This window comes from Klugiella xanthotipulae, assembly GCF_006716695.1.
In the GTDB taxonomy this organism is placed as follows: domain Bacteria; phylum Actinomycetota; class Actinomycetes; order Actinomycetales; family Microbacteriaceae; genus Klugiella; species Klugiella xanthotipulae.
The window spans coordinates 636,406-655,056 of sequence record NZ_VFPN01000003.1; the positions used below are offsets into that span (position 1 = coordinate 636,406).

The following is an 18,651-nucleotide window of genomic DNA, read 5'->3' on the forward strand; positions in this document are numbered from 1 at the left end:
AAATCCTCACTCCGATGGGTGGCACCGGCTTGGGATCGGCTTTGGGGAACGGTTCACCCTTGCGCGGCATGATCGTCTTCTGCGCTGGCCAACCACTGATCGACGGTATCCAGCCGGTACCTCGCGATGCCGCCGAGCCGCAGGAACGGAGGGCCGGTCTGCGCCGATCGCCACCGCGACAGCGTTGACTCTGACACCTTTAGGTAAGCAGCCACCTCGCGGCTGTCCAGCAACGGTGACACCTTGGCCTGCGCTTCATCACTCACGAGACTTCTCCGGTGCCGGGGTTGAGGTTGGCGTAGAAGGCGTCTTCAGCTTCGCGCCGACGGGCAACATCGGCCATGATGAAGTCCACGAACTCGCTGTCGCGGTTGACGATCGGTGTGTCCTCGATGGGGGCGGCGGGCTCTTCTCCTGGCCAGGTGGTTTGTCGGGTCGGGCGGTCACGGTCGAGCCGGGTCCCGCTTGTAGCGACCCAATCGCGTAGACGCTCACGCGCGTCCGCAAAGTCGCGATGCCAGCCCAACGGCGCAGAACCGTTCTCTTCCGGGTCGTAGGCGCACAACCAGTGCAGATGCAACGCGCTGAGCTCCCACAAGAGCTCGGGATGACGGAACCACGCCGGCGGGACAACAGCGGCAGGAAGACCATAGGTCTTGCGCAGCCAATCCACCCACCTGTTGAGCTCCAGCCATTCAACCTCGGCATCCTCTGCCGTCAAGAGATTCCAGTTGATCGGATGCGGTGGCTCAGCCATCAGCGGGTCAGCGAACTCACCATCGGTCTCATCTGACGCAGGAGCCGGAATGAAATCGTTCATCGTCGATCACATCCCCATCGGCGAAGTACGCGCCGCCTGCGGGAGACGGGTTTGCGCCTCGAATCCCGCGCCGTGAGACGGCGCGCTCTGATCGGGCGCGGCCTTTCGAGGAGCACGGCGGACGTCGTACTGGGTACGGGCAACATCGTGGCCGAACCGGCTGACGATGAACTCCTCAGCCTGCTCTCCATCCTTCTGTCGCCTGTACTCGTGCACCCGGCCGGTGGCGACGAACTTGTCACCCTTGCGAAAGCGGGTGAACCCCTCCTCGGCTGCCCTCCGAAACGCGGTCATGTCATGGAACGTCGGTTCGAGCTTCGTCCACGACCCGTCCGCTTCCTGACGAGAATGCTCGATACCAAAGCGTGCGTAAAACCGCGCCGCTCCATCCTCCGTGCGGGTCAACGTCGGGACCGTAGCGAAGAAGCCCGCCACCGCCTGCTCCGTCTCGATACTCATGATGTTCTCCTGCCTCATTCGCGCGGACAGTCGATCTGTTCGCGTCAGTTGACAGGTGCGCAGTGCACTCCAGGGATCGTCAGAACCCGGCAGTTCGCCTCAGCTGTGTCTCGATGAGGGTCCGGTCGGCACGGAGCTGTGCGGCGTCGGGGCGGTGCGTCCAGGTCCGCATCCTCGTCATGATGGGCGGTGCCGCCCGCAAGAGGACGAGGGCGGTGCCGAACGGGAGGCGGCGGATGGTGTCGGGCGGCATGATCGGCACCCGGCGGATCGAACGCTGTGCTGAGCGTGAACCCTGGTCACCCACGGTGGTGGAGTCGGTGATCTCGTCGCGTTCTCCGATGAGCGTGGAGAGGTCACTCAGGTCGCGACTGTTGGAGGCCCCGCCGAGGATGATCTTCATGATTGAGGCGTCCCAGATCGCGTTGGCGGCGTTCTCCGACCACTTCTCCCTCGCCTGGGCGAGTGACTGTAGCACCGGCATGGTGGTGATCCCGGTGCCGCCACCCTCGGCCATCAACGTCGGCAAGGAGGGCAGTGGGGCGAGGTTGCCGACCTCATCAAGGGCAAGCAGTACGGGCGGGTCGAGGCGCGCGCCGGGGCTGGTGGCGGCGATCCGACGTGCCGCTTCGATAACGTCTTCCACGAACGCCGCGACGAGCGCTGCGGAGTTGTTCGCCCCGGCCCCGGTCGCGAGGAGATAGAGGGTGCCTTTGGTTCGGAGGAACGCTTCGGGGTCAAAGTTCTCACCCTCGCGCGGCGAAACAGCATCAAGCACGCGCGGGTCGGCCAGGGCCGCGAGGGTCAGGGAGACGCCTTGCCAGATCGAGTCGCGGGTGCGGGGGTCGGAGTCGATCATTGCTTGCAAAGAGTCGGCCCACCCGGTGGCGGCGTTCGGGTGAGCGGTGAGGATCGCAACGGCATCAGCCGCCGCGGCCGGGTCAAGGGTCCACCGGAACAACTCAGCTGGTGGCCGGTGATCGAGGGCGGCAGCATGGAGGAGAGCTTGGAGGGCGGTGCGAGTTTTTGCTTCCCAGAATCCGCCGCCTTCGACACCGCCCGCAGACAAGCCGGTGCCCGCAGCAAGTCCGGTGGCACGGATCATCGCTGTCAGGGGGTCTTCGCATCCTTGAATCGGTGACCAACGCAGACCCGAAGGGACGCCTTCGGCGAGACGTTGAGGATCGAACACAGCGGTCGGTCCGATCTTCTGCCGGGCACGCAGCGTTGCGGTGAGGTTGTCAGGGCGGGTGGAAGTGGTGACGACGGCTCCGGGCGCGTCCAAGATCGTGTTGATGACGATGTGCGCACCCTTGCCCGAACGCGGGGGGCCAATGAGCAGGATGGAGTCTTCGACGGAGGCCCACACATCCTTCCCGCGAGAGGCCCCGATCCGGTATCCCACGTCCTCTGGGGTTGGGGTGTCCAGGGAGGGGCGGAGATGCCGCGCCCGTTTCAGAAGAGCGGTGTCGGAGGCGGTCATGATGATCTCGGGGCGGGTGGCAATCCCGACGATGCGGTACGGGTCAGTCGTGACCTGTCGCCCGTGCTCGCGGACCACCTGCCATACCCATGCGGCCAGTGCTCCGCCGGCGACGAGTAACACGGCCGTCGTAGCCCAGTAGGCGAACGGGTTGAGACCTGGAGCATCGAGCGCCGTCGCAGGATCGCCGGGACTAAAGATCACGCCGACCCCTGCGCTGATCCCGCCGGAGGGCTGGTCGAGGCCGGTGAACCAGGCAGCGACGGAACCCGATCCGCGAAGGATTGCGGACAGGGCCAACACGCCGATCAAGGCACCGATGCCGACGTTTGCTAGTTCATCCCCGAGTGCACCGCCGGGACGCGGGGCGCTCATGTTGGACGCCCCAGTGCGAGCGTCCCGGAGATACGGCCGAGGAGGATCACCTCACCGGTCGGTGAGAGGGCGAGCTGTTCTGCCGTCACGAGAGCCCGTGCGGTTCCGGTCGGGGCGGCGTCGGCGTGAGCGACGATGACCGCAACGGCTACGTCCTCGCCAGGGACGTAGCCTTCGCCTTGGACGACTGCTGCCGTCGGAACCGCCGCAGGTGCAACAACCGGGACCGAAGGCTTCGGGGGCGGTTCGGGTGCCGGCCGTCGTGTTTTGCTGGGAGCGATGATGTCGGTGAACACCGCGCCGTCAGCTTCGCGCACCTCGACTCGGATCGGGCATTGCCGGTCGTTCGTGAGTCGGTCGATGAGGCTCGGAAACGACTCGCGCCGCCACGACGGAGCGAACGGTTCTGGCGGGTAGGGTTTCCCATCGACGGTGATGGTCATTGACCCGTCGGAGGCGACCGTCATGATGATGTGCGGGAGCACGACCGGGACTTCAGGTTCGCGGTGCGCTGGCGGGTGGTCAGGGGCGCGCTTGTAGCGGGGACGACGCATCTGGGTTCTCTCCATTCGTTCGGGCACCAGGCAGGTGCACGGACGAGACCCCGAGACGAGACGCACGCCGGTCGGCGTCCCTCGCAACCGGTCTTGCCATCTCACGCGAGAGCGGGCGGTACCGACAGACCTGTGATCTGTGGTGCCGCCCGCTCATGTGAGGTGCGCTACTCGTTCAGAAGGTCCTCGATATCCACGGCCTCCTCTCCACCGTCTTCGCTGCGTGCCCGGCGCAGGGCGTTTCGGTGTCCGAGCCACAGCGTGAACCCAGCCGCGAGCAGCGCGACGGCGAGACCCGCACCAATCAGGGTCGGGAACCCGGACCCACCGGTCACTGCGAGCTCACCCGGTGGCTTCGGCAGGGTCGGTGTCTCCGGCGTTGGCGGCACCGGTGGCGTGGTGCCGGTCACGACCGTGGTCTCACCCGGTGCACCGCAGCGCCCTAAGGCGAGCACGGCCCCGTCCTTCTTGTAGAGGGTTTCGACCCAGTAGACGTGCCCGGCCTTCGTGACGCTGGTCTTCCCGGATCGGTAGATGCCAGCCTGGGTGACCGGGATCTCCTTCGAGGTGAAGAATGGGGCCTCGCATGCCGGTGTCGCATCCGGGGCCTGGGGACCGTAGGCGCGGAACACGAGGTACGCGCCGTCGGGAATCGTCGTCCCCTGTACGAGCGCGGCGTCGTCGAACTCTTCACTCACGCCCGCGGTTGGGGTGGCCTGGGTGATGACCGACACGGGCTGTTTGGGTCCGGGAACGTAGAACCGTTCCCAGATGTCGCCGGGCGAGCTCACGAACGGCTGTACCCGGTCATCGCCCGCGAACGAAGTAACGATGACGTAATAGCCGGGCTCGGTCGGGGTGATCCGGTCGGCATCGGTGTAGCCAATGTCGTACACCCCGTTCTTAGCGGGAGTCTCGATCTTCGTCAGAACCGGTGCTGTTGTGAGGTCGAGGTCATCCGTGAGGTCGGTATCGGTGTTGAACGGGCCATAGACAGTATGCGTGAGGGTCTTCGTGTCTGGCCCCCAGTAGCCGTCACCGGTGAACTCGGGGTGGTTGTCGGGGAACCCGGTCACGGTGATCCGGTCGAACGCCCGCCCGTCCTCGTGGACGTTGTACTCCCGCACCTCGGAGGTGATCGTCAGCGGCCAGCGCACCGAGTGGGTCTCGACGTTGATGCCGTACCGGTCCTGCCAGTCAGCGGCAATGAAGGGGCGCACCCACTCCGGCTGCGCGGTCTTGCGCACCTGCCACACCCACGTCACGAACCCACCATCGGGCACCGTGATCGCAGGCGACGTGTACGTGCCGGGACCGGTCGCAGTCACAGTGACCGTGCCGAGCGGCACGGCATCCGCGGGCACCCGCGCGCCTTCGACCGGCGGCAGGGTGCCGGGCACCTGATAGGCGGTGCCTTCAAGCACGACCGGAATGTACTCACCGTTTTGCTTCAGCCAGGCGCCGTTGGTCGAGGAGACCGTGATCGTGTCGGTGACCTCATCGCCGGGAACGACGAGACGCCCGTTTGCCTTCGAGACCGCTTCCGGCTGGAACGGAACCACCGAGGTCTCTGCCACGCGCCCGAAGCGGTCCGTGAACGAGTCGGTGAGGTATTTCGCGTTGCTACCCTGTGCGGTTTTGTCGATCTGCCACACCCACGTGTAGAAGCCCGTCTCCGGCGCTTCGATTGCCGGAGACGTAACAACGCCGGCCCCGGTGAGGGTGGCCTGTACGCGCCCCGCGATTGGGGTACCCGTCGGAGCCGCGTCGGCCTCGGCCGGCTGCTCGTCCAGCGGCCCATACAAGGTGCCCTCCGCGACCACCGGCACGGGAGCGCCACCCACAACGATCCAGGTGCCCTTTGTCACCGACACGGTAAGCCGGTCGGTCAGCGGGGCGCTGACCTGTACGAACTTGGAGGACACTTGAGTGGTGATTTCGGGCTGGAAGTCCAAGGGGATCACCGGAGATGTTGCCTGCGCGGTGAGCGGCTGGAAGGAAGCGGCAGCGAGGATGCGCTGCGCACCAGGGGTCGCGAACAGGTCCACCCCGGCCCCGAACCCGGCCGCCTGCGACGACATCACCGCACTGGTTTGGCCTGGGTTTAGTTCCGTACTTTCAACAAGGATAGGAACACCATGGCAAACAAATATGAACCAGAATTCCGTGAACGCGCGCTGCGTATGCTCACCGAAGCGCTCCCCGAGCATACGAGCCTCAACGCAGCCAGCAACCAGGTCGGCAAGCTCCTCGGTGTCTCACCAGACACGCTGCGTATCTGGCATCGTCAAACGCTGATCGATACTGGCCAAAAACCCGGCGTGACCACTGATATGAACGAGGAGAACCGGCGACTGCGCCGCGAAGTCGCTGAACTCAAGAAAGCAAACGAAGTCTTGCGAGCTGCGAGCATATTTTTCGCCAAGGAACTCGACCCCCCACGAACGAAATGATCCAATTCATCGATACCTATCGTGATCGTTTCGGGGTTGAGTTCCTGTGCCGTGTGCTGGGCTCGGCAATTCGTGGGTTTCTGACGTCCCGAGGATATCGGGCAGCGAAACACAGACTCCCGTCGGTCAGGAAACTACGCGACGAGATTCTCGTCACCGAGATCCGTCAACTCCACAAACAGCACTACAGCGTCTACGGGCGCCGCAAGATGCACGCCCTCCTCACCAGAGCAGGGTGGGTCATCGGACGCGACCAAACCGAGCGTCTGATGAAAATCGCCGGAGTGCGTGGAGTACGTCGTTCGAAGAGAGCCTTCACAACAACGAGTGACGTCAGGGATCAGCTGCCGGGTGATCTCGTCGAACGCCAGTTCGTGGCCGACGGGCCAATGAAGTTGTTGGTGTGTGACATCACTTACGTTGCTACGTGGGCTGGGTTCGCATATACCGCGTTCATTATTGATGTCTTTGATCGTAAGATCGTTGGCTGGAACGTTGCCTCAACACTGAAAGCTGAGATACTGCCGCTGCAGGCGCTTGAGATGGCGGCCTGGCAATCAGGTGGAACGCTCGACGGGGCCGTGCATCACAGCGACCACGGATCGAACTACATGTCGATGGTCTACTCCAACCGCGTCAGAGAACTGGGGGCGATTCCTTCAACGGGGACCGTAGGTGACAGCTACGATAATGCCCTGGCCGAGTCAGTGAACGCGCTCTACAAAGCAGAACTCATCCGCAGGCGTGGCCCCTGGAAAACAGTTGAGGAAGTCGAACTCGCCACCCTGGAGTATGTGTGGTGGTGGAACAATGAGCGCCTCCACGGCGAGCTAGGCAGGCGAACCCCGGTCGAGGTTGAGACGGCGTACTATGCTGAGGCGCAGTCACTCGTGACAACCGTCGAGTGATGAACAAAATAGTCGGAACTAAACCCAGGCCAAACCAGGTACCCCTCCCGGGTTCTGGCTTGGTTCGGCCTTGCCCGCGCTCGGTACGGAGGAAGCACAGATTGTTGCAGGTGATCGGGTCTCCGAACCTCAGCTTCAACTCCTGATAGGTATGGGCCGTGACCCGATCACTGGTGACCCGCTCGGACGCGCCTACCCTCAATACACGTCGGTCGCTGATCGCATCGAGGAACGTGTCACCGTTCTTGACCCTGCATTGGGTCCCCATGCTCGCGCGGAAGCGGTCGCTGCTATCGAGGCAGAGGAAGCGAAGCGTGGGACTCGTCGTGCCGTGGCGGGGTTCGACTTCACGTTCTCCATCCCGAAGTCCGCATCCGTGATCTGGGCCGTTGCCGACGCAGGCACGCAAGCCTTGATCGCTGATGCTCACCATGCCGCGGTCGCGGAGATGGTCGAGTACCTGGAACGCGAGGTCGCCGCAACCCGCACCGGTGTGACCGGGCGCAACGGTGCGGTCGCGCAGGTCGATGTTGCTGGGGTGATCGCCACCGGGTTCGATCACTACGATTCCCGCGCTGGCGACCCGCACCTGCACACGCACGTTGTCATCAGTAACAAGACGATGACCGTTCTGGACGGCAAGTGGCGTTCCCTCGATGGACGCCCGATGCACGCCGCGACCGTCGCCCTGTCCGAGTTGCACGAGGCAGTGTTCGCCGATCATCTGACCCGCATGTTCGGTGTGACGTGGGAGGCTCGCGACATGGGCCAGGACCGTAACCCTGCCTGGGCCATCACCGCTGTGCCAGAAGAGCTCGTGGCCGAGTTCTCCTCCCGCTCCCGGCACATCGAGATCGAGAAGAACCGACTCATCACCGAGTACGTGGAGAAGTACGGCCATCAACCGTCAACTGCGACGATCATCAAGCTTCGCGCCCAAGCTACCCTCACCACCCGCCCTAAGAAACAGGTGCGGTCTCTCGCAGACCTGACTGCTGAGTGGCGGGCCCGCGCCGGACAGCTCCTTGGTACGGATGCGACCGGGTGGGCGCAAACCGTCACTACGAACGATGCCCCGTCGTTGTTGCGCGCCGATGACGTGCCGTTGGACGTGATCGCGGAACTCGGGCGATCCGTGGTCGAGACCGTTGGCGAGAAGCGTTCGACCTGGCGACGCTGGAACCTGACCGCGGAAGCGGCCCGGCAGACGATGAGCTACCGGTTCGCATCCACCTCGGACAGGGAAGCCGTAGTCGGTCTCGTGGTGGATGCCGCCGAGGCCGTGTCTCTGCGTCTGACACCACCGGATCTCGCTTCATCCCCGGCGGTGTTCCAGCGTCCGGATGGCACATCGGTGTTTCGTCCGAAGCACTCCAGCGTGTTCTCCTCCGAACACCTGCTTGCGGCCGAGGACCGACTTCTCGAGCGCGCTCGCACCACGAGCGGTCCGACCGTGCCGCTAGTGACGGTAGAGAAGATCACCGCGAAACCGGACCAGGAAGGACGCCGACTCGGCGGCGATCAAGCCAGTGCGCTCGCCAAGATCGCCATCTCCGGTCGCATCGTTGACGTGCTTGTCGGTCCCGCAGGGGCCGGGAAGACGACGGCCATGTTCGCGCTGCGGCGAGCATGGGAGACCACGCACGGCCCCGGCTCCGTGGTCGGGCTTGCCCCATCGGCGGTCGCGGCGCAGGTCCTCGCCGACGACCTCGATATCGCGACGGAGAACACGTCGAAGTGGTGGCAGAACCACCTCACCACCGGCGAGACCTTCACCACCGGGCAACTCGTGATCGTGGACGAAGCCTCACTCGCAGGAACACTCTCACTGGACCGGCTTACTGCGCTCGCCTCCGACGCCGGAGCAAAAGTGCTGCTCGTTGGTGACTACGCACAACTGCAATCCATCGACGCCGGCGGAGCATTCTCCCTCCTCGTTCATGACCGGGACGACACCCCGGAACTGGTCGACGTACATCGGTTCGTCAACCCGTGGGAGAAGACCGCCTCCCTCGCCCTCCGGCACGGACGCACCGAGGTCATCGATACCTACATTGAGTACGACCGCATCGAAGGCGGCGAAACAGACGAGATGATCGACGCCGCCTACACGGCATGGCGTACAGACATCCTCGCGGGGCGGGCGAGTGTGTTGGTATCGGACTCGAACGAAGCTGTCGCTGACCTGAACGCTCGCGCCCGCAACGCGCTGATCCTCGACGGGACCGTGCATGGCGAACGGGAAGCCGACCTTCGCGACGGTGCCCGCGCCGCCATCGGCGATACGGTCCTCACCCGCCGCAACGACCGGCGCCTACGCGCGGGCCGGTCGTGGGTGCGCAACGGTGACCGCTGGACGGTCACCGACGTGCGGGAAGACGGGTCGGTGACCGTGCGCCGGGCCGGAAAGAAATGGGGGTCAATCGTGCTCCCTACTGAGTACGTGACGGAACACCTCGACCTGGGCTACGCGGTGACCTCGTTCCGGGCACAGGGCATCACCACCGACACCGCACACGTCCTCGTAGATTCGGCGATGACCCACGAGAATCTGTATGTCGCCCTCACCCGCGGCAAAGAGACCAACCGCGCCTACGTCGCGGTCGATAAACCCGACCCCGCCCATGACGGCCCGCATCCCGGCGACAACCTCGACGCCACCGCCCGCAGCGTGCTCTTCGGCGTGCTCCAGCACGTCGGAGCCGAACTCTCCGCCCACGAAACCATCACCGCCGAGCAGGAGGTATGGGGGAACATCGCCCAACTTGCCGCTGAATACGAGACCATCGCCGCCGCCGCCCAGCACGACCGCTGGGTCGCGCTCCTGAACGCATCGGGCCTCACCGAGAACGAAACCGAAACGGCCAGCACATCCGACGCTTTCGGCGCGCTCACCGCTGAACTCCGCCGAGCCGAAGCCAACCACCACGACCTCGACGCGCTGATGCCGCGCTTGGTGCGGGCACGCGGATTCGAGGATGCAGACGACCTCGCCGCGATCCTTCACTCCCGTCTCGCCCGCGCCACCAATAGGCCCGCCGGGTCCGGGCGCACACAAAAGCCCCCAAAACTCATTGCCGGTCTCATTCCGGAAGCCGTCGGCGCGATAAGTACAGACATGCGGCAGGCGCTCACCGAGCGGCAGCGCCTGATCGAGCAACGAGCGGAAGCTTTGGTCGATGCTGCGCTCACGAACGGCGCAGCCTGGGTTACCGCGGCCGGGAGACCTCCGACGGACGACAAACTCGCACAGACGTGGAGACGTTGCCTACGGACGGTCGCTGCGTACCGGGACCGCTACAACGTCACCACGTATCAGCCCCTTCGCAGCACACCCGAAACTAACACGCAGAAGATCGACGCAGCCAGAGCCCAAGCAGCGCTCGACCGCGCCCGAACTCTCGCCAACCAGAAGACGCCCGACAGGATGCCGCACCCGACCCTTGCACGGCGAGGCCCCACGCTCTAACACCAAGGATCAGCGGGAGGGGTGTCGCGCCTACACGGCGACATCATGAGGCGAAGAAAACTCACCAGCAACTGTGCCGAGCACCACTCCGAGGGAATCGTAGAGTCGCCGGGCGCTCTCCACCGACACCACGAGGCTGCGGCGTCCCGTCGACAACACAACCCAGGTCTCCCAAACACCAACCCGGCGGAACACACTCACAACCAGTTCATCGGGGTACGACGGTGCCGGCTGACCGGGGACTGCGTCGCACAGATCATCTGGAGCGACAACCGCGACCACCATCTCATCGTTGAAATGCCTCCGATCCACAGGATGCTCCTGACCTGTGTGATCGCCCTCGCACCACTCCGGGCACGGCTCCGTCAGCCACTCTGGGCGTCCAAGCGTTGTGGGCTGCTCGTTCATGAGTGTTCTCCCTTCCAGCCCGCGCACACTGCACCGAACTGAATACCCATACAGCCGTCCGTACCTGGGCTATCGCCCCGAGCGCGTAGCTCAGAGCGAACGTGGAGGCACCTGCACCCGGCGGTGCTGATTGACACCCGAGCGGCCGACGACCTGAGCTGTCTTTCCACTGGCTGCCTCGATCAGGTCGTCAACGTCTTGTGTGTTCGTCACCAGGCGGGCGATGCCCTCCCGCATGAGGCGGTGAGTTCCCGCGCTCGTGACAGAGGTGATCGGGCCTGGAACCGCGCCGACCTCACGGCCCAGAAGATGAGCCTCGTGGACGACGCCGAGAGCACCGGAACGATACCCTGCCTCGGGCACGATGGTTACCGAAGACAGAGCCGCGAGAAGACGGTTCCTCGCTAAGAACCGCCACCTTGTCGGCGCGGTGCCTGGCGGGAGCTCACTTACGAGCAAACCAACATCACCAACCTGTCGCAGCAGGTTACGGTTGCCCGCAGGATAGGGGCGATCCAGACCGCCCGGCAATACCGCGATCGTGCTTCCACCGGCTGCCATCGCAGCCCGATGCGCAGTAGCATCGATGCCGTAGGAACCGCCGGAGACAATGATGCGTTCCTCTTTGGCGAGGTCGGATGCCAACTCGGTCGTGACATGCACGCCATAGGAAGTTGCCGCTCGCGCGCCGGTAAAGGTCACCCGATCACGAAGCGGCACCGAGAGAAACGAAGTCGCACCGCGCATCCACAGCGCGAGCGGTTCCCGATCCTGTAAACCGTTCAGCCCAGCAGGCCACGATGCATCACCGGGAACTAGGACTTCCAGCCCCAGCTGGTCGGTCTCCCGCATCGCGAGCTTCGCCACAGACGCAAGCAGGCGGGGTGCGACTTGGCGACTCCACAACTCGCCCTCAACCGCATCAAGAATCTCGGGCAGCGTCCCTTCGTCCGCTGCCAACCGCACCGTTTCCACCGCACCGATCGCGGTGACGAGCCTTCCCGTTCGAGTGTCGCCTGGTTCCGTCGTCGCGGCGAGAACGATCCTCGCGGCTCGTTCGTCTTTGGCGAGAGAAGCGATCGTGACCATGCTGTGCTCCATCCATCGAGTTGACAGACAGGTGCGCGGGAGGGATGACGGCAGGCGGTTATCGACGAAATTGATGTTCCTCGCTGAAAAGGTCAGGTGTATGTTGGAAGGACGGCGATTCTTCTCAGGTTCGTTCTCAGACACGATGGCATGGCCGCCCGCATGGCAGTCCTTCAAGGTTCTTCGTCGCCGAACCGAGAAAGGACTATGATTATGCTCCGTCTCCTCTGGAACCTCAGCGTTCACGTTCGGAACGCGCTACACCGGTTCGCGCCCACCAACATCCTCAGCGATGCGATCCGTACTCGCCGGGGCCTGAAATGGGGTATCCCGGTGATGCTCCTTGCAGTGCCCTACCTCTACGCCGCCTACCTCTGCACCGTCGTCATCGACGGAGGCGGGCCCGGCTGGCTCTACCTGCTCGTGCTGCTGTTCATCTGGAACGCCATGAAGATGATCTGGATCGGCCCCGTTAGCCTCGTACTGCTGATTCGTGCCCGGGCCATAGAAGCCGGGCAGAGCCACGCAATCCAGGCAGGCCGCACCCCCTAACGAGGCGGACAGAACGTTGTCGCGTACGTCGTTGAGGATATGTGGTGTTTGACTGTCGTCCGCAGATGACGTGCCCAACAATGGTGCATGTCAATCCCTTTGGCGCGGAAGAGGAGAACTCTCACCTGGTGGCTGTAGATAAATACTTGTAGACTTGACCCTATGGCGCGTTCCCGAGTGAGTGATGCTGATCGCGAGTTCGGTCAGCATCTAGGTGAGTACCTTCGCGATGTTCGGACCAGCGCGAAGCTGTCTGCGCAGCAGGTCGCCGAGGCCAGCTCGCTGAGCATCGACACAGTTCGAAGTATCGAGACGGGACGAATCAAAGCTCCTTCATTCTTCACCGTTGCCCACATCGCTTCCGCTCTGGGCCTCGGGCTCGACCAGATACGCGATGCCATCGAGGTTAGGCAGGCAGGGCGACGAAGTTGACCATATCTAGACCAGATCATGAGAACCGAGTACGGACGTCGAATAGAGGAACGCTCTGCGCTGTATTGCTGAACCCTAGTTTCAACGCTGAGAATTCAGTCAGCTATTCAAACCTTGGAGTGGCAGCAGCTTCACTCGGGTTCGATTCATTTCACATCGTTAATCTCATTCAAGTCCAGAGTCGGAATTCAAAAGAGCTCGCACAGAAGGCGATCGATCAAGAACCATGGCTGGTATCGCGTCCTGAGATTTGCCAATCACTCAACTCCGCCGATGAAGTGGTCTTCGCCTGGGGGGCCTCACGTCTCGCTGGCCAAGCTAATCGACACAAGGACGAACAGGTCGAGTGGACAATTCAGCAGACCGTTCGTGCCGGACATACCGAGGTTCTGCTGATGAACGGGAGCCCGCGTCATCCGTCGCGGTGGAGACAATATGTCGGACCCCAGAAGATGCGCGTGACGGGCGACACTCTTGAAGATCGATTTCGCAAGGTGCTGAACCCACACCCGATTGAAGAAGTGTGTGGTCTAGGCGGAAGCCGCGTGTCAGAGGCCCCAGCAATGATGAGACAAGCGTCAATCAACAATGAAGACACGGATCTACCAGTAAATAAAGGAGGGATGAGTTGACTCTCACACCTCTCGCTGCATCAACACCGTCAGAGTCTCGGGCCGAGCAACTTCGAACAAGACTCAAACAGCGTACCCACGACGACCCGAATTTCTGGGCTTTCAATGAGCTCGGCAGCAGGTCTGGAAACCACGCACTTTTCCAGTATCCCGCGATGATGGTTCCCGAGCTACAGGGTGCATTGCTTGATGACGTTCTCGAAGTGCAGACAGACGCGAAACTCGTCTATGACCCGTTTGCTGGCTCAGGAACGGTGATGCTGGAGAGCCTCTACAGAGGGCTCGACTTTCACGGGAGTGACATCAACCCATTGGCGATACTTCTTTGTCAAGTGAAAGCGGCGCCCCCATCGCAAGATGATGCGCTCGCGGCAGTTCAAATCATCCTTGATCTCGCTAAGACTGATTCGGAAGTTGAGATCCCAGAATTCCCGGGAATCGACAAATGGTTCAAGCCCGAGATTAAGGCGGGGTTAGCTCGCCTACGCGAGGCAATCAAGAAGCAAGCTGATCTTGATACACGCCGATTCCTTTGGATCTGTCTAGCCGAGACCATCAGGCTGGTATCGAACTCCCGAATCTCGACGTTCAAGCTTCACACCTACACAGCAGAAGACATCGCGAAACGAGTAACTGACGCGATCAAAGTCTTCGAGGGTGTTGCGACTCTAAACGCCGCTCGAGTGGCAAAACACTGGACTCGGATAGAGCAGGCTCCTCGCCAAGGCGGCACAGCGCAAGCGCTCCTGCTCCCTGGTGCAGTCTCGAACCCATGGACAGCACCTCGTCAGGCCGACATTTTGATGACGTCGCCCCCTTACGGCGACAACAAGACTACGGTGCCCTACGGGCAGCACAGCTACCTCCCACTGCGGTGGTTGGATGCAAATGACATCCCGGGCGGATTCGATCCTGGCCTTCTGGATTCTACATCACGAATCGACACGATGAGCCTTGGTGGTTCTTTGAAGATGGCAGACGTTGCACGAGAAGGACTTGAACAGGACTCGCCCGCACTCGCTGATTTTCTCCTCAAGATCCAAGATGTTCCGGCTCTGCGGAAAAAGGTTCTTTCCTTTTGTCGGGACTATCAGAACTCTTTAACGTTGGTAAGTGCCAGGCTCAAGCCCGGTGCGTTTTGTTTTTTCACCTTGGGGGAACGCCGAGTCGGCAAGCAGGTATTTCCACTCGTGGAAATCACGAAACAGCTTCTCGAAGCTGAAGGCCATGACGTCGTGACCGTGATTGAGCGAGTCCTTCCCGCAGGCCGAAAGCGTATGGCGTCAAAGAACAGCGAAGGGGCGACTATGGCCACCGAGTGGATTCTTGTGACAGAGGCACGGAAGGACGCGGTTAGTTCATGAGTGAACTTTTGCCGGAGGAGATTGATTTGAAGTATCGCGCTGACCGAATGATGCACTTTGAAGTGCACCCATCCGTGCTCTTCAAACTCGGGGAAGATTTGATCACGGACGATGCCCAAGCGCTCGTCGAGTTAGTGAAAAACGCCTACGATGCCGATGCTCAAACGGTGCGCATTGAGATTGACACTGAGAATTGGTTTGACCGGGTTACAGGAGAGCTCGTCGCGCCCGGGGCTGAGACCCACGACGGTGCCGTCAGAGGTCGGCTTACCGTACGCGATGACGGCCACGGGATGGACTTAGACGCTATTCGAGATGGATGGCTTACGGTATCCAACAGCCGCAAACGTGCCTTCAAATTAGCGGGACATAAAACCAGCGCAGGACGAACTCCCCTCGGGGACAAGGGACTTGGCCGCCTCGGAGTACAGAGATTGGGTGGGATTGTCAGCTTGTCGACTGTTCCAAATGGTCAACCGGGCGGGCAAGTGCGCCACGAAGTGCACATCGACTGGACGAAATTTGCTCACGCGGATAACCTCACCTCTGTCTCGTTGCCGGTTTCCAGCTTGGCGGCGGGAGTGAGTGAACCGGGGACGACAATTACCGTTCTGGGGCTCGCGAACCTGGCGTATTGGGAGGGTAAAGGCGACCTCGACCTGCAAAAACAACTTGCGGCGATTCTCTCACCATATGAAAACGCGGCGGGCCTGCGGGTCTTTATCAAGATCAACCATGCTGAAATCGACACTCGCAGAGAGGCAAAGAGACTACTCGAAGCGGCCCCAACCATTCTGAGCTTCACATACGAAAATGGAGTATTTCGGATAGAAGGGCGAACACAGGTTTCAGCATTGCGCGGACGTTCGTCGGAGGAGCAATCTAATTATCGCAGGATTCTCGCTCCAGACAATGGGTTTGCGTTTGCTGAGTGGCTACTCCGAGAGCGAGCTTCGCGGTCTCGTGCCGTTGGCGCTGAACTCGGTGACGATAAGTACTTCATTAGATTTTCGCGCACGTTAACCTTTAACGAAGCAGTTGAGGTGGGGCATCTAGCAGGGGACCCTGGACCATTCGCTGGCGAGATCAGTTCCTTTAACTACAACCGCACCGAAGATTCTGCTCTTGACAGCTCGAGCGAGCTGCGGGAATTCGCGAGAGCGATTGCGGGTATTCGTGTTTTTCGGGATGGTTTCGGCATCCGACTGGACGATGACTGGCTAGGCTTGTCTCAGCAGCAAACGACCGCATCTTCATATTACGGACTTCGACCTCTGAACTCTGCTGGATATGTCAACATCACTGCGCGAGAAAACGCAGCACTCGAAGAAACTTCGAGCAGGGAAGCATTTCGTGACACTCCTGCTTGGCGCGGTTTCCATGACCTGATGCAGCAGGTCGTCCGTTTTGCTCGCGAGACGCAGGAACTCGTCCGCCGAAACTGGAATACTTACGTTCGGGAGCAGAACACCCCTACGGAAATTGATGAGACAGCGTCTCCTTCGGTGATCAGTAAGCACATTGCTGACCGTGCCTCTCAGGTGAGCCTTGCGAAAGGTCGAAGTGCAGAGGTCAAGAAAGCGCTTGTTGAGCTTGAAGGAACCATAGCGTCGCTTGAAGAGTCGCAGCACGACTCCTCTCAGGCAGTCTGGGCTGACCCAAAGCTGCAAGCGGCAGTCGAAAAGGCAACTTCAGAAATCCGGGATGTGCAATCAAAGCTCACGACAACTCTCGCCAATCTCGACGAAATCATGGCGACTGTTCGAGACCTTGAGGGAGCTGCTGCGCTCTTGCAAGAGAAAGTTGAGGTTGCCGACGAGCGGGTCAGTGATGCGTGGGATTCTGTCGCCCTCGGTCTGAGCGCGGAAGTTCTAGCCCATGAGGTCGATCAAATTTCGGACCGTCTTCGTGGGCGAAGTCATCAGATACTTGACTACTTGCGCAAGCAAAACCCTGTTGATACCCGGACCATGGCGTATGCCGAGCATGTACGTGCTTCGGCTGCCGAACTTGTGCGACAGGTGTCGCGATTGAATCCCGCGCTCCGCTTTCGGCGCGATACCAAGTCGACCCACAGGGTATCTGCCCTCGTTGCTTCTGCGATTGACTACCACGGCCCAAGGCTCGCGCAAAAAAACATCGAAATCACTCTGATGGAGGAGCGAGACTTCGCCATTCGCATCAACGAGGGCAAGTTTATGCAAATGATTGACAACTTGATCAGAAACAGTGAGTACTGGGTCGACCGCGATATCAAGCAGAAGTCGCTTAGCAAAGGGGAAATTGTGATCACCGTCGATCTACCGCGCGTGCGTGTAAGAGACAACGGGCCAGGGGTTCAGCCGGTAATTGAAGATTCTCTATTCGACGCATTCGTCACGATGAAGCCCTCAGCAGAAGGGCGGGGGCTTGGGCTATTCGTGGTCGGACAGCTTCTGGATTCTGAGGGTGCCACACTTGGACTTTCGGATCATCGGAACTTTAATGGAAGGCGGGACACTTTTGAGATCGACCTTCGTGCCTTGTTAGCCGACGCCGAAACTGTGAATGGCGGCCAAAATTGATGATCGAGAAGGTCGGTGAGGCTGATTCTGTCGGCGTCGATTCTTTCGAAGATGCAATCGCCGACGAGACTCAGACAAAGACACGGGATCGAGTATCAAAACTCCTTGGCGCGCTTGGCATTGAGGTTGTGATCGCCGTTGATGACATTCATTATTCCGGGGGTGAGGGAAACTCAGCCGAGATAACCGAATCTATGGCTGGTGCGCCAGACCTGCTTAGTTCGATCGTTGAGCTACTTCGCCTCGATGCCACACATCTTAATTTCGAATCCGTCGATGAAACTGACCCGTCAGCGGTATCTGATTTTATCAATGTCAACTGGACAGGATTTTCGGCACATCTTCGAAACCAGTTACTTGGAGCGGTGCGGACTCTTCAGAGAGATAGGGAAGAGAATGTCGAGGAGAGCGAGATCGCGCACGACGTCAAAGCGCAAGGTGCTCTCCGTGCCGTGTTCGACGGTGTCGTTGAATTTATGCAGATGTCTATGACGGAATGGAATGCTGGATGGCGCGAACTTCTGGCTGACGATCGAAAGTATCTCGTTCTGATCGATCGGACATTTAACCGTGAGCAACATGGCGGTGAAGAAACGGGTGATGAGATACTCGGCGAACTGCTTAGTGCGCAGCTCGATAGCGTCTGGGCCGGGCTCTTCACTAGGCATGCGCGTGATGAAGACGGTGAACGTGACCTTACTAAAGCGCTACGTGAAAAGCACCCTGATCAAGCCAACAGAGTCGCCGCTATCGGTAAATTTCGCACCACGTCAATCGCTTTGCTTCCAGCCGGGCTGCGTGCATTGCTCCTCGTGCGAGAACTCAACGCGTACCGCGAGCTTGCAAAAGGCGCGCTCAGTACCGCAGGCGAATCAGCATCGGAACAATTCGAGCTTTTGAGCGACTACGCGATTGTTGAGGCAATCGCCGCCGCTCAGGAGGAAGGCACGTTCGAGCTGGAGCATCCACTTCGCTTAGCTCAGAGATTATTCGCCCATGCGCTGCTCGTGAGGTTCGAAGTGATTTGTTCGCTCGCGATAATCTAGAAATTCTCCGCAACGGATCGGTCGGAGCATTTCGGAACGCTGA

Annotated in this window: 16 protein-coding genes; 8 read left to right on the forward strand and 8 right to left on the reverse strand. The window is 61.0% G+C overall.

Annotated elements, in window-relative coordinates; all coding sequences use genetic code 11:
• Window positions 1-53: 53 nt before the first annotated feature.
• The 6 genes from FB466_RS12360 to FB466_RS12385 form a co-directional block, all read right to left on the reverse strand.
• Window positions 54-266, reverse strand: a complete 213-nt coding sequence (locus FB466_RS12360; RefSeq protein ID WP_141918676.1) for a helix-turn-helix transcriptional regulator — start codon at window positions 264-266, stop codon at window positions 54-56.
• Complete coding sequence (locus FB466_RS12365; protein ID WP_141918677.1) at window positions 263-820, reverse strand: hypothetical protein; 558 nt, start codon at window positions 818-820, stop codon at window positions 263-265. The genes FB466_RS12360 and FB466_RS12365 overlap by 4 nt, the downstream gene beginning before the upstream one ends.
• Before the next feature lie 6 nt (window positions 821-826).
• Complete coding sequence (locus FB466_RS12370; RefSeq protein ID WP_141918678.1) at window positions 827-1,279, reverse strand: single-stranded DNA-binding protein; 453 nt, start codon at window positions 1,277-1,279, stop codon at window positions 827-829.
• Window positions 1,280-1,358: 79 nt separating this feature from the next.
• Window positions 1,359-3,137 (reverse strand): type IV secretory system conjugative DNA transfer family protein, encoded by a 1,779-nt coding sequence (locus FB466_RS12375; protein ID WP_141918679.1) that lies wholly within the window; start codon window positions 3,135-3,137, stop codon window positions 1,359-1,361.
• Window positions 3,134-3,691, reverse strand: coding sequence for a hypothetical protein (locus FB466_RS12380; protein ID WP_246054654.1), 558 nt, complete (start codon window positions 3,689-3,691; stop codon window positions 3,134-3,136). The genes FB466_RS12375 and FB466_RS12380 overlap by 4 nt, the downstream gene beginning before the upstream one ends.
• A 167-nt stretch (window positions 3,692-3,858) precedes the next feature.
• Window positions 3,859-5,772, reverse strand: coding sequence for a hypothetical protein (locus FB466_RS12385; protein ID WP_425460915.1), 1,914 nt, complete (start codon window positions 5,770-5,772; stop codon window positions 3,859-3,861).
• Window positions 5,773-5,829: 57 nt separating this feature from the next.
• On the opposite strand from FB466_RS12385, the gene FB466_RS12390 reads away from it, so the two are divergent.
• Together FB466_RS12390 and mobF are read left to right on the forward strand one after the other, a co-directional pair.
• Window positions 5,830-7,052 (forward strand): IS3 family transposase gene (locus tag FB466_RS12390; RefSeq protein ID WP_141914895.1). Its coding sequence is split into 2 segments (ribosomal slippage): window positions 5,830-6,115 and window positions 6,115-7,052, totalling 1,224 coding nucleotides; the frame shifts between segments, so codons are not numbered across the junction.
• Between the two features lie 70 nt (window positions 7,053-7,122).
• Entirely contained in the window at window positions 7,123-10,521 is a 3,399-nt protein-coding gene (gene mobF / locus FB466_RS12395; RefSeq protein WP_141918680.1) for a MobF family relaxase, read from the forward strand.
• 30 nt (window positions 10,522-10,551) lie between these two features.
• On the opposite strand, the gene FB466_RS12400 is transcribed toward mobF, so the two are convergent.
• Together FB466_RS12400 and dprA are read right to left on the reverse strand one after the other, a co-directional pair.
• The gene (locus FB466_RS12400) at window positions 10,552-10,929 is read right to left on the reverse strand and encodes a DUF6907 domain-containing protein (RefSeq protein WP_141914820.1); all 378 of its coding nucleotides are present in this window, start codon (window positions 10,927-10,929) and stop codon (window positions 10,552-10,554) included.
• Between the two features lie 90 nt (window positions 10,930-11,019).
• Window positions 11,020-12,030, reverse strand: a complete 1,011-nt coding sequence (gene dprA, locus FB466_RS12405; RefSeq protein WP_246054467.1) for a DNA-processing protein DprA — start codon at window positions 12,028-12,030, stop codon at window positions 11,020-11,022.
• Window positions 12,031-12,231: 201 nt separating this feature from the next.
• Here dprA and FB466_RS12410 point away from each other — a divergent pair, with 201 nt between their 5' ends.
• The 6 genes from FB466_RS12410 to FB466_RS12435 all read left to right on the forward strand — a co-directional run bounded on the left by FB466_RS12410 (window position 12,232) and on the right by FB466_RS12435 (window position 18,608).
• Window positions 12,232-12,570, forward strand: coding sequence for a sulfate permease (locus FB466_RS12410; RefSeq protein ID WP_141914822.1), 339 nt, complete (start codon window positions 12,232-12,234; stop codon window positions 12,568-12,570).
• Window positions 12,571-12,732: 162 nt separating this feature from the next.
• Window positions 12,733-13,002, forward strand: coding sequence for a helix-turn-helix domain-containing protein (locus tag FB466_RS12415; RefSeq protein ID WP_141914824.1), 270 nt, complete (start codon window positions 12,733-12,735; stop codon window positions 13,000-13,002).
• Window positions 12,999-13,634, forward strand: coding sequence for a DUF1643 domain-containing protein (locus FB466_RS12420; RefSeq protein WP_141914826.1), 636 nt, complete (start codon window positions 12,999-13,001; stop codon window positions 13,632-13,634). Before FB466_RS12415 ends, FB466_RS12420 begins: the two co-directional genes overlap by 4 nt.
• A complete protein-coding gene (locus FB466_RS12425; protein WP_141914828.1) occupies window positions 13,631-14,998 on the forward strand; it encodes a TRM11 family methyltransferase in 1,368 nt (455 codons plus the stop codon). Before FB466_RS12420 ends, FB466_RS12425 begins: the two co-directional genes overlap by 4 nt.
• On the forward strand, window positions 14,995-17,562 hold the full coding sequence (locus FB466_RS12430) for a sensor histidine kinase (RefSeq protein WP_141914829.1): 2,568 nt from the start codon (window positions 14,995-14,997) through the stop codon (window positions 17,560-17,562). The genes FB466_RS12425 and FB466_RS12430 overlap by 4 nt, the downstream gene beginning before the upstream one ends.
• A complete protein-coding gene (locus FB466_RS12435) occupies window positions 17,562-18,608 on the forward strand; it encodes a hypothetical protein (protein WP_141918681.1) in 1,047 nt (348 codons plus the stop codon). Before FB466_RS12430 ends, FB466_RS12435 begins: the two co-directional genes overlap by 1 nt.
• Window positions 18,609-18,651: the final 43 nt, after the last annotated feature.

Bases quoted from the DNA above. Each gene is read 5' to 3' on its own strand.
- FB466_RS12365 (WP_141918677.1), bottom strand. From the start codon at position 820: ATGAACGATTTCATTCCGGCTCCTGCGTCAGATGAGACCGATGGTGAG.
- FB466_RS12370 (WP_141918678.1), bottom strand. From the start codon at position 1,279: ATGAGTATCGAGACGGAGCAGGCGGTGGCGGGCTTCTTCGCTACGGTC.
- FB466_RS12375 (WP_141918679.1), bottom strand. From the start codon at position 3,137: ATGAGCGCCCCGCGTCCCGGCGGTGCACTCGGGGATGAACTAGCAAAC.
- FB466_RS12380 (WP_246054654.1), bottom strand. From the start codon at position 3,691: ATGCGTCGTCCCCGCTACAAGCGCGCCCCTGACCACCCGCCAGCGCAC.
- FB466_RS12385 (WP_425460915.1), bottom strand. From the start codon at position 5,772: ATGTCGTCGCAGGCGGCCGGGTTCGGGGCCGGGGTGGACCTGTTCGCG.
- FB466_RS12400 (WP_141914820.1), bottom strand. From the start codon at position 10,929: ATGAACGAGCAGCCCACAACGCTTGGACGCCCAGAGTGGCTGACGGAG.
- dprA (WP_246054467.1), bottom strand. From the start codon at position 12,030: ATGGAGCACAGCATGGTCACGATCGCTTCTCTCGCCAAAGACGAACGA.
- FB466_RS12410 (WP_141914822.1), top strand. From the start codon at position 12,232: ATGCTCCGTCTCCTCTGGAACCTCAGCGTTCACGTTCGGAACGCGCTA.
- FB466_RS12415 (WP_141914824.1), top strand. From the start codon at position 12,733: ATGGCGCGTTCCCGAGTGAGTGATGCTGATCGCGAGTTCGGTCAGCAT.
- FB466_RS12430 (WP_141914829.1), top strand. From the start codon at position 14,995: ATGAGTGAACTTTTGCCGGAGGAGATTGATTTGAAGTATCGCGCTGAC.
- FB466_RS12435 (WP_141918681.1), top strand. From the start codon at position 17,562: ATGATCGAGAAGGTCGGTGAGGCTGATTCTGTCGGCGTCGATTCTTTC.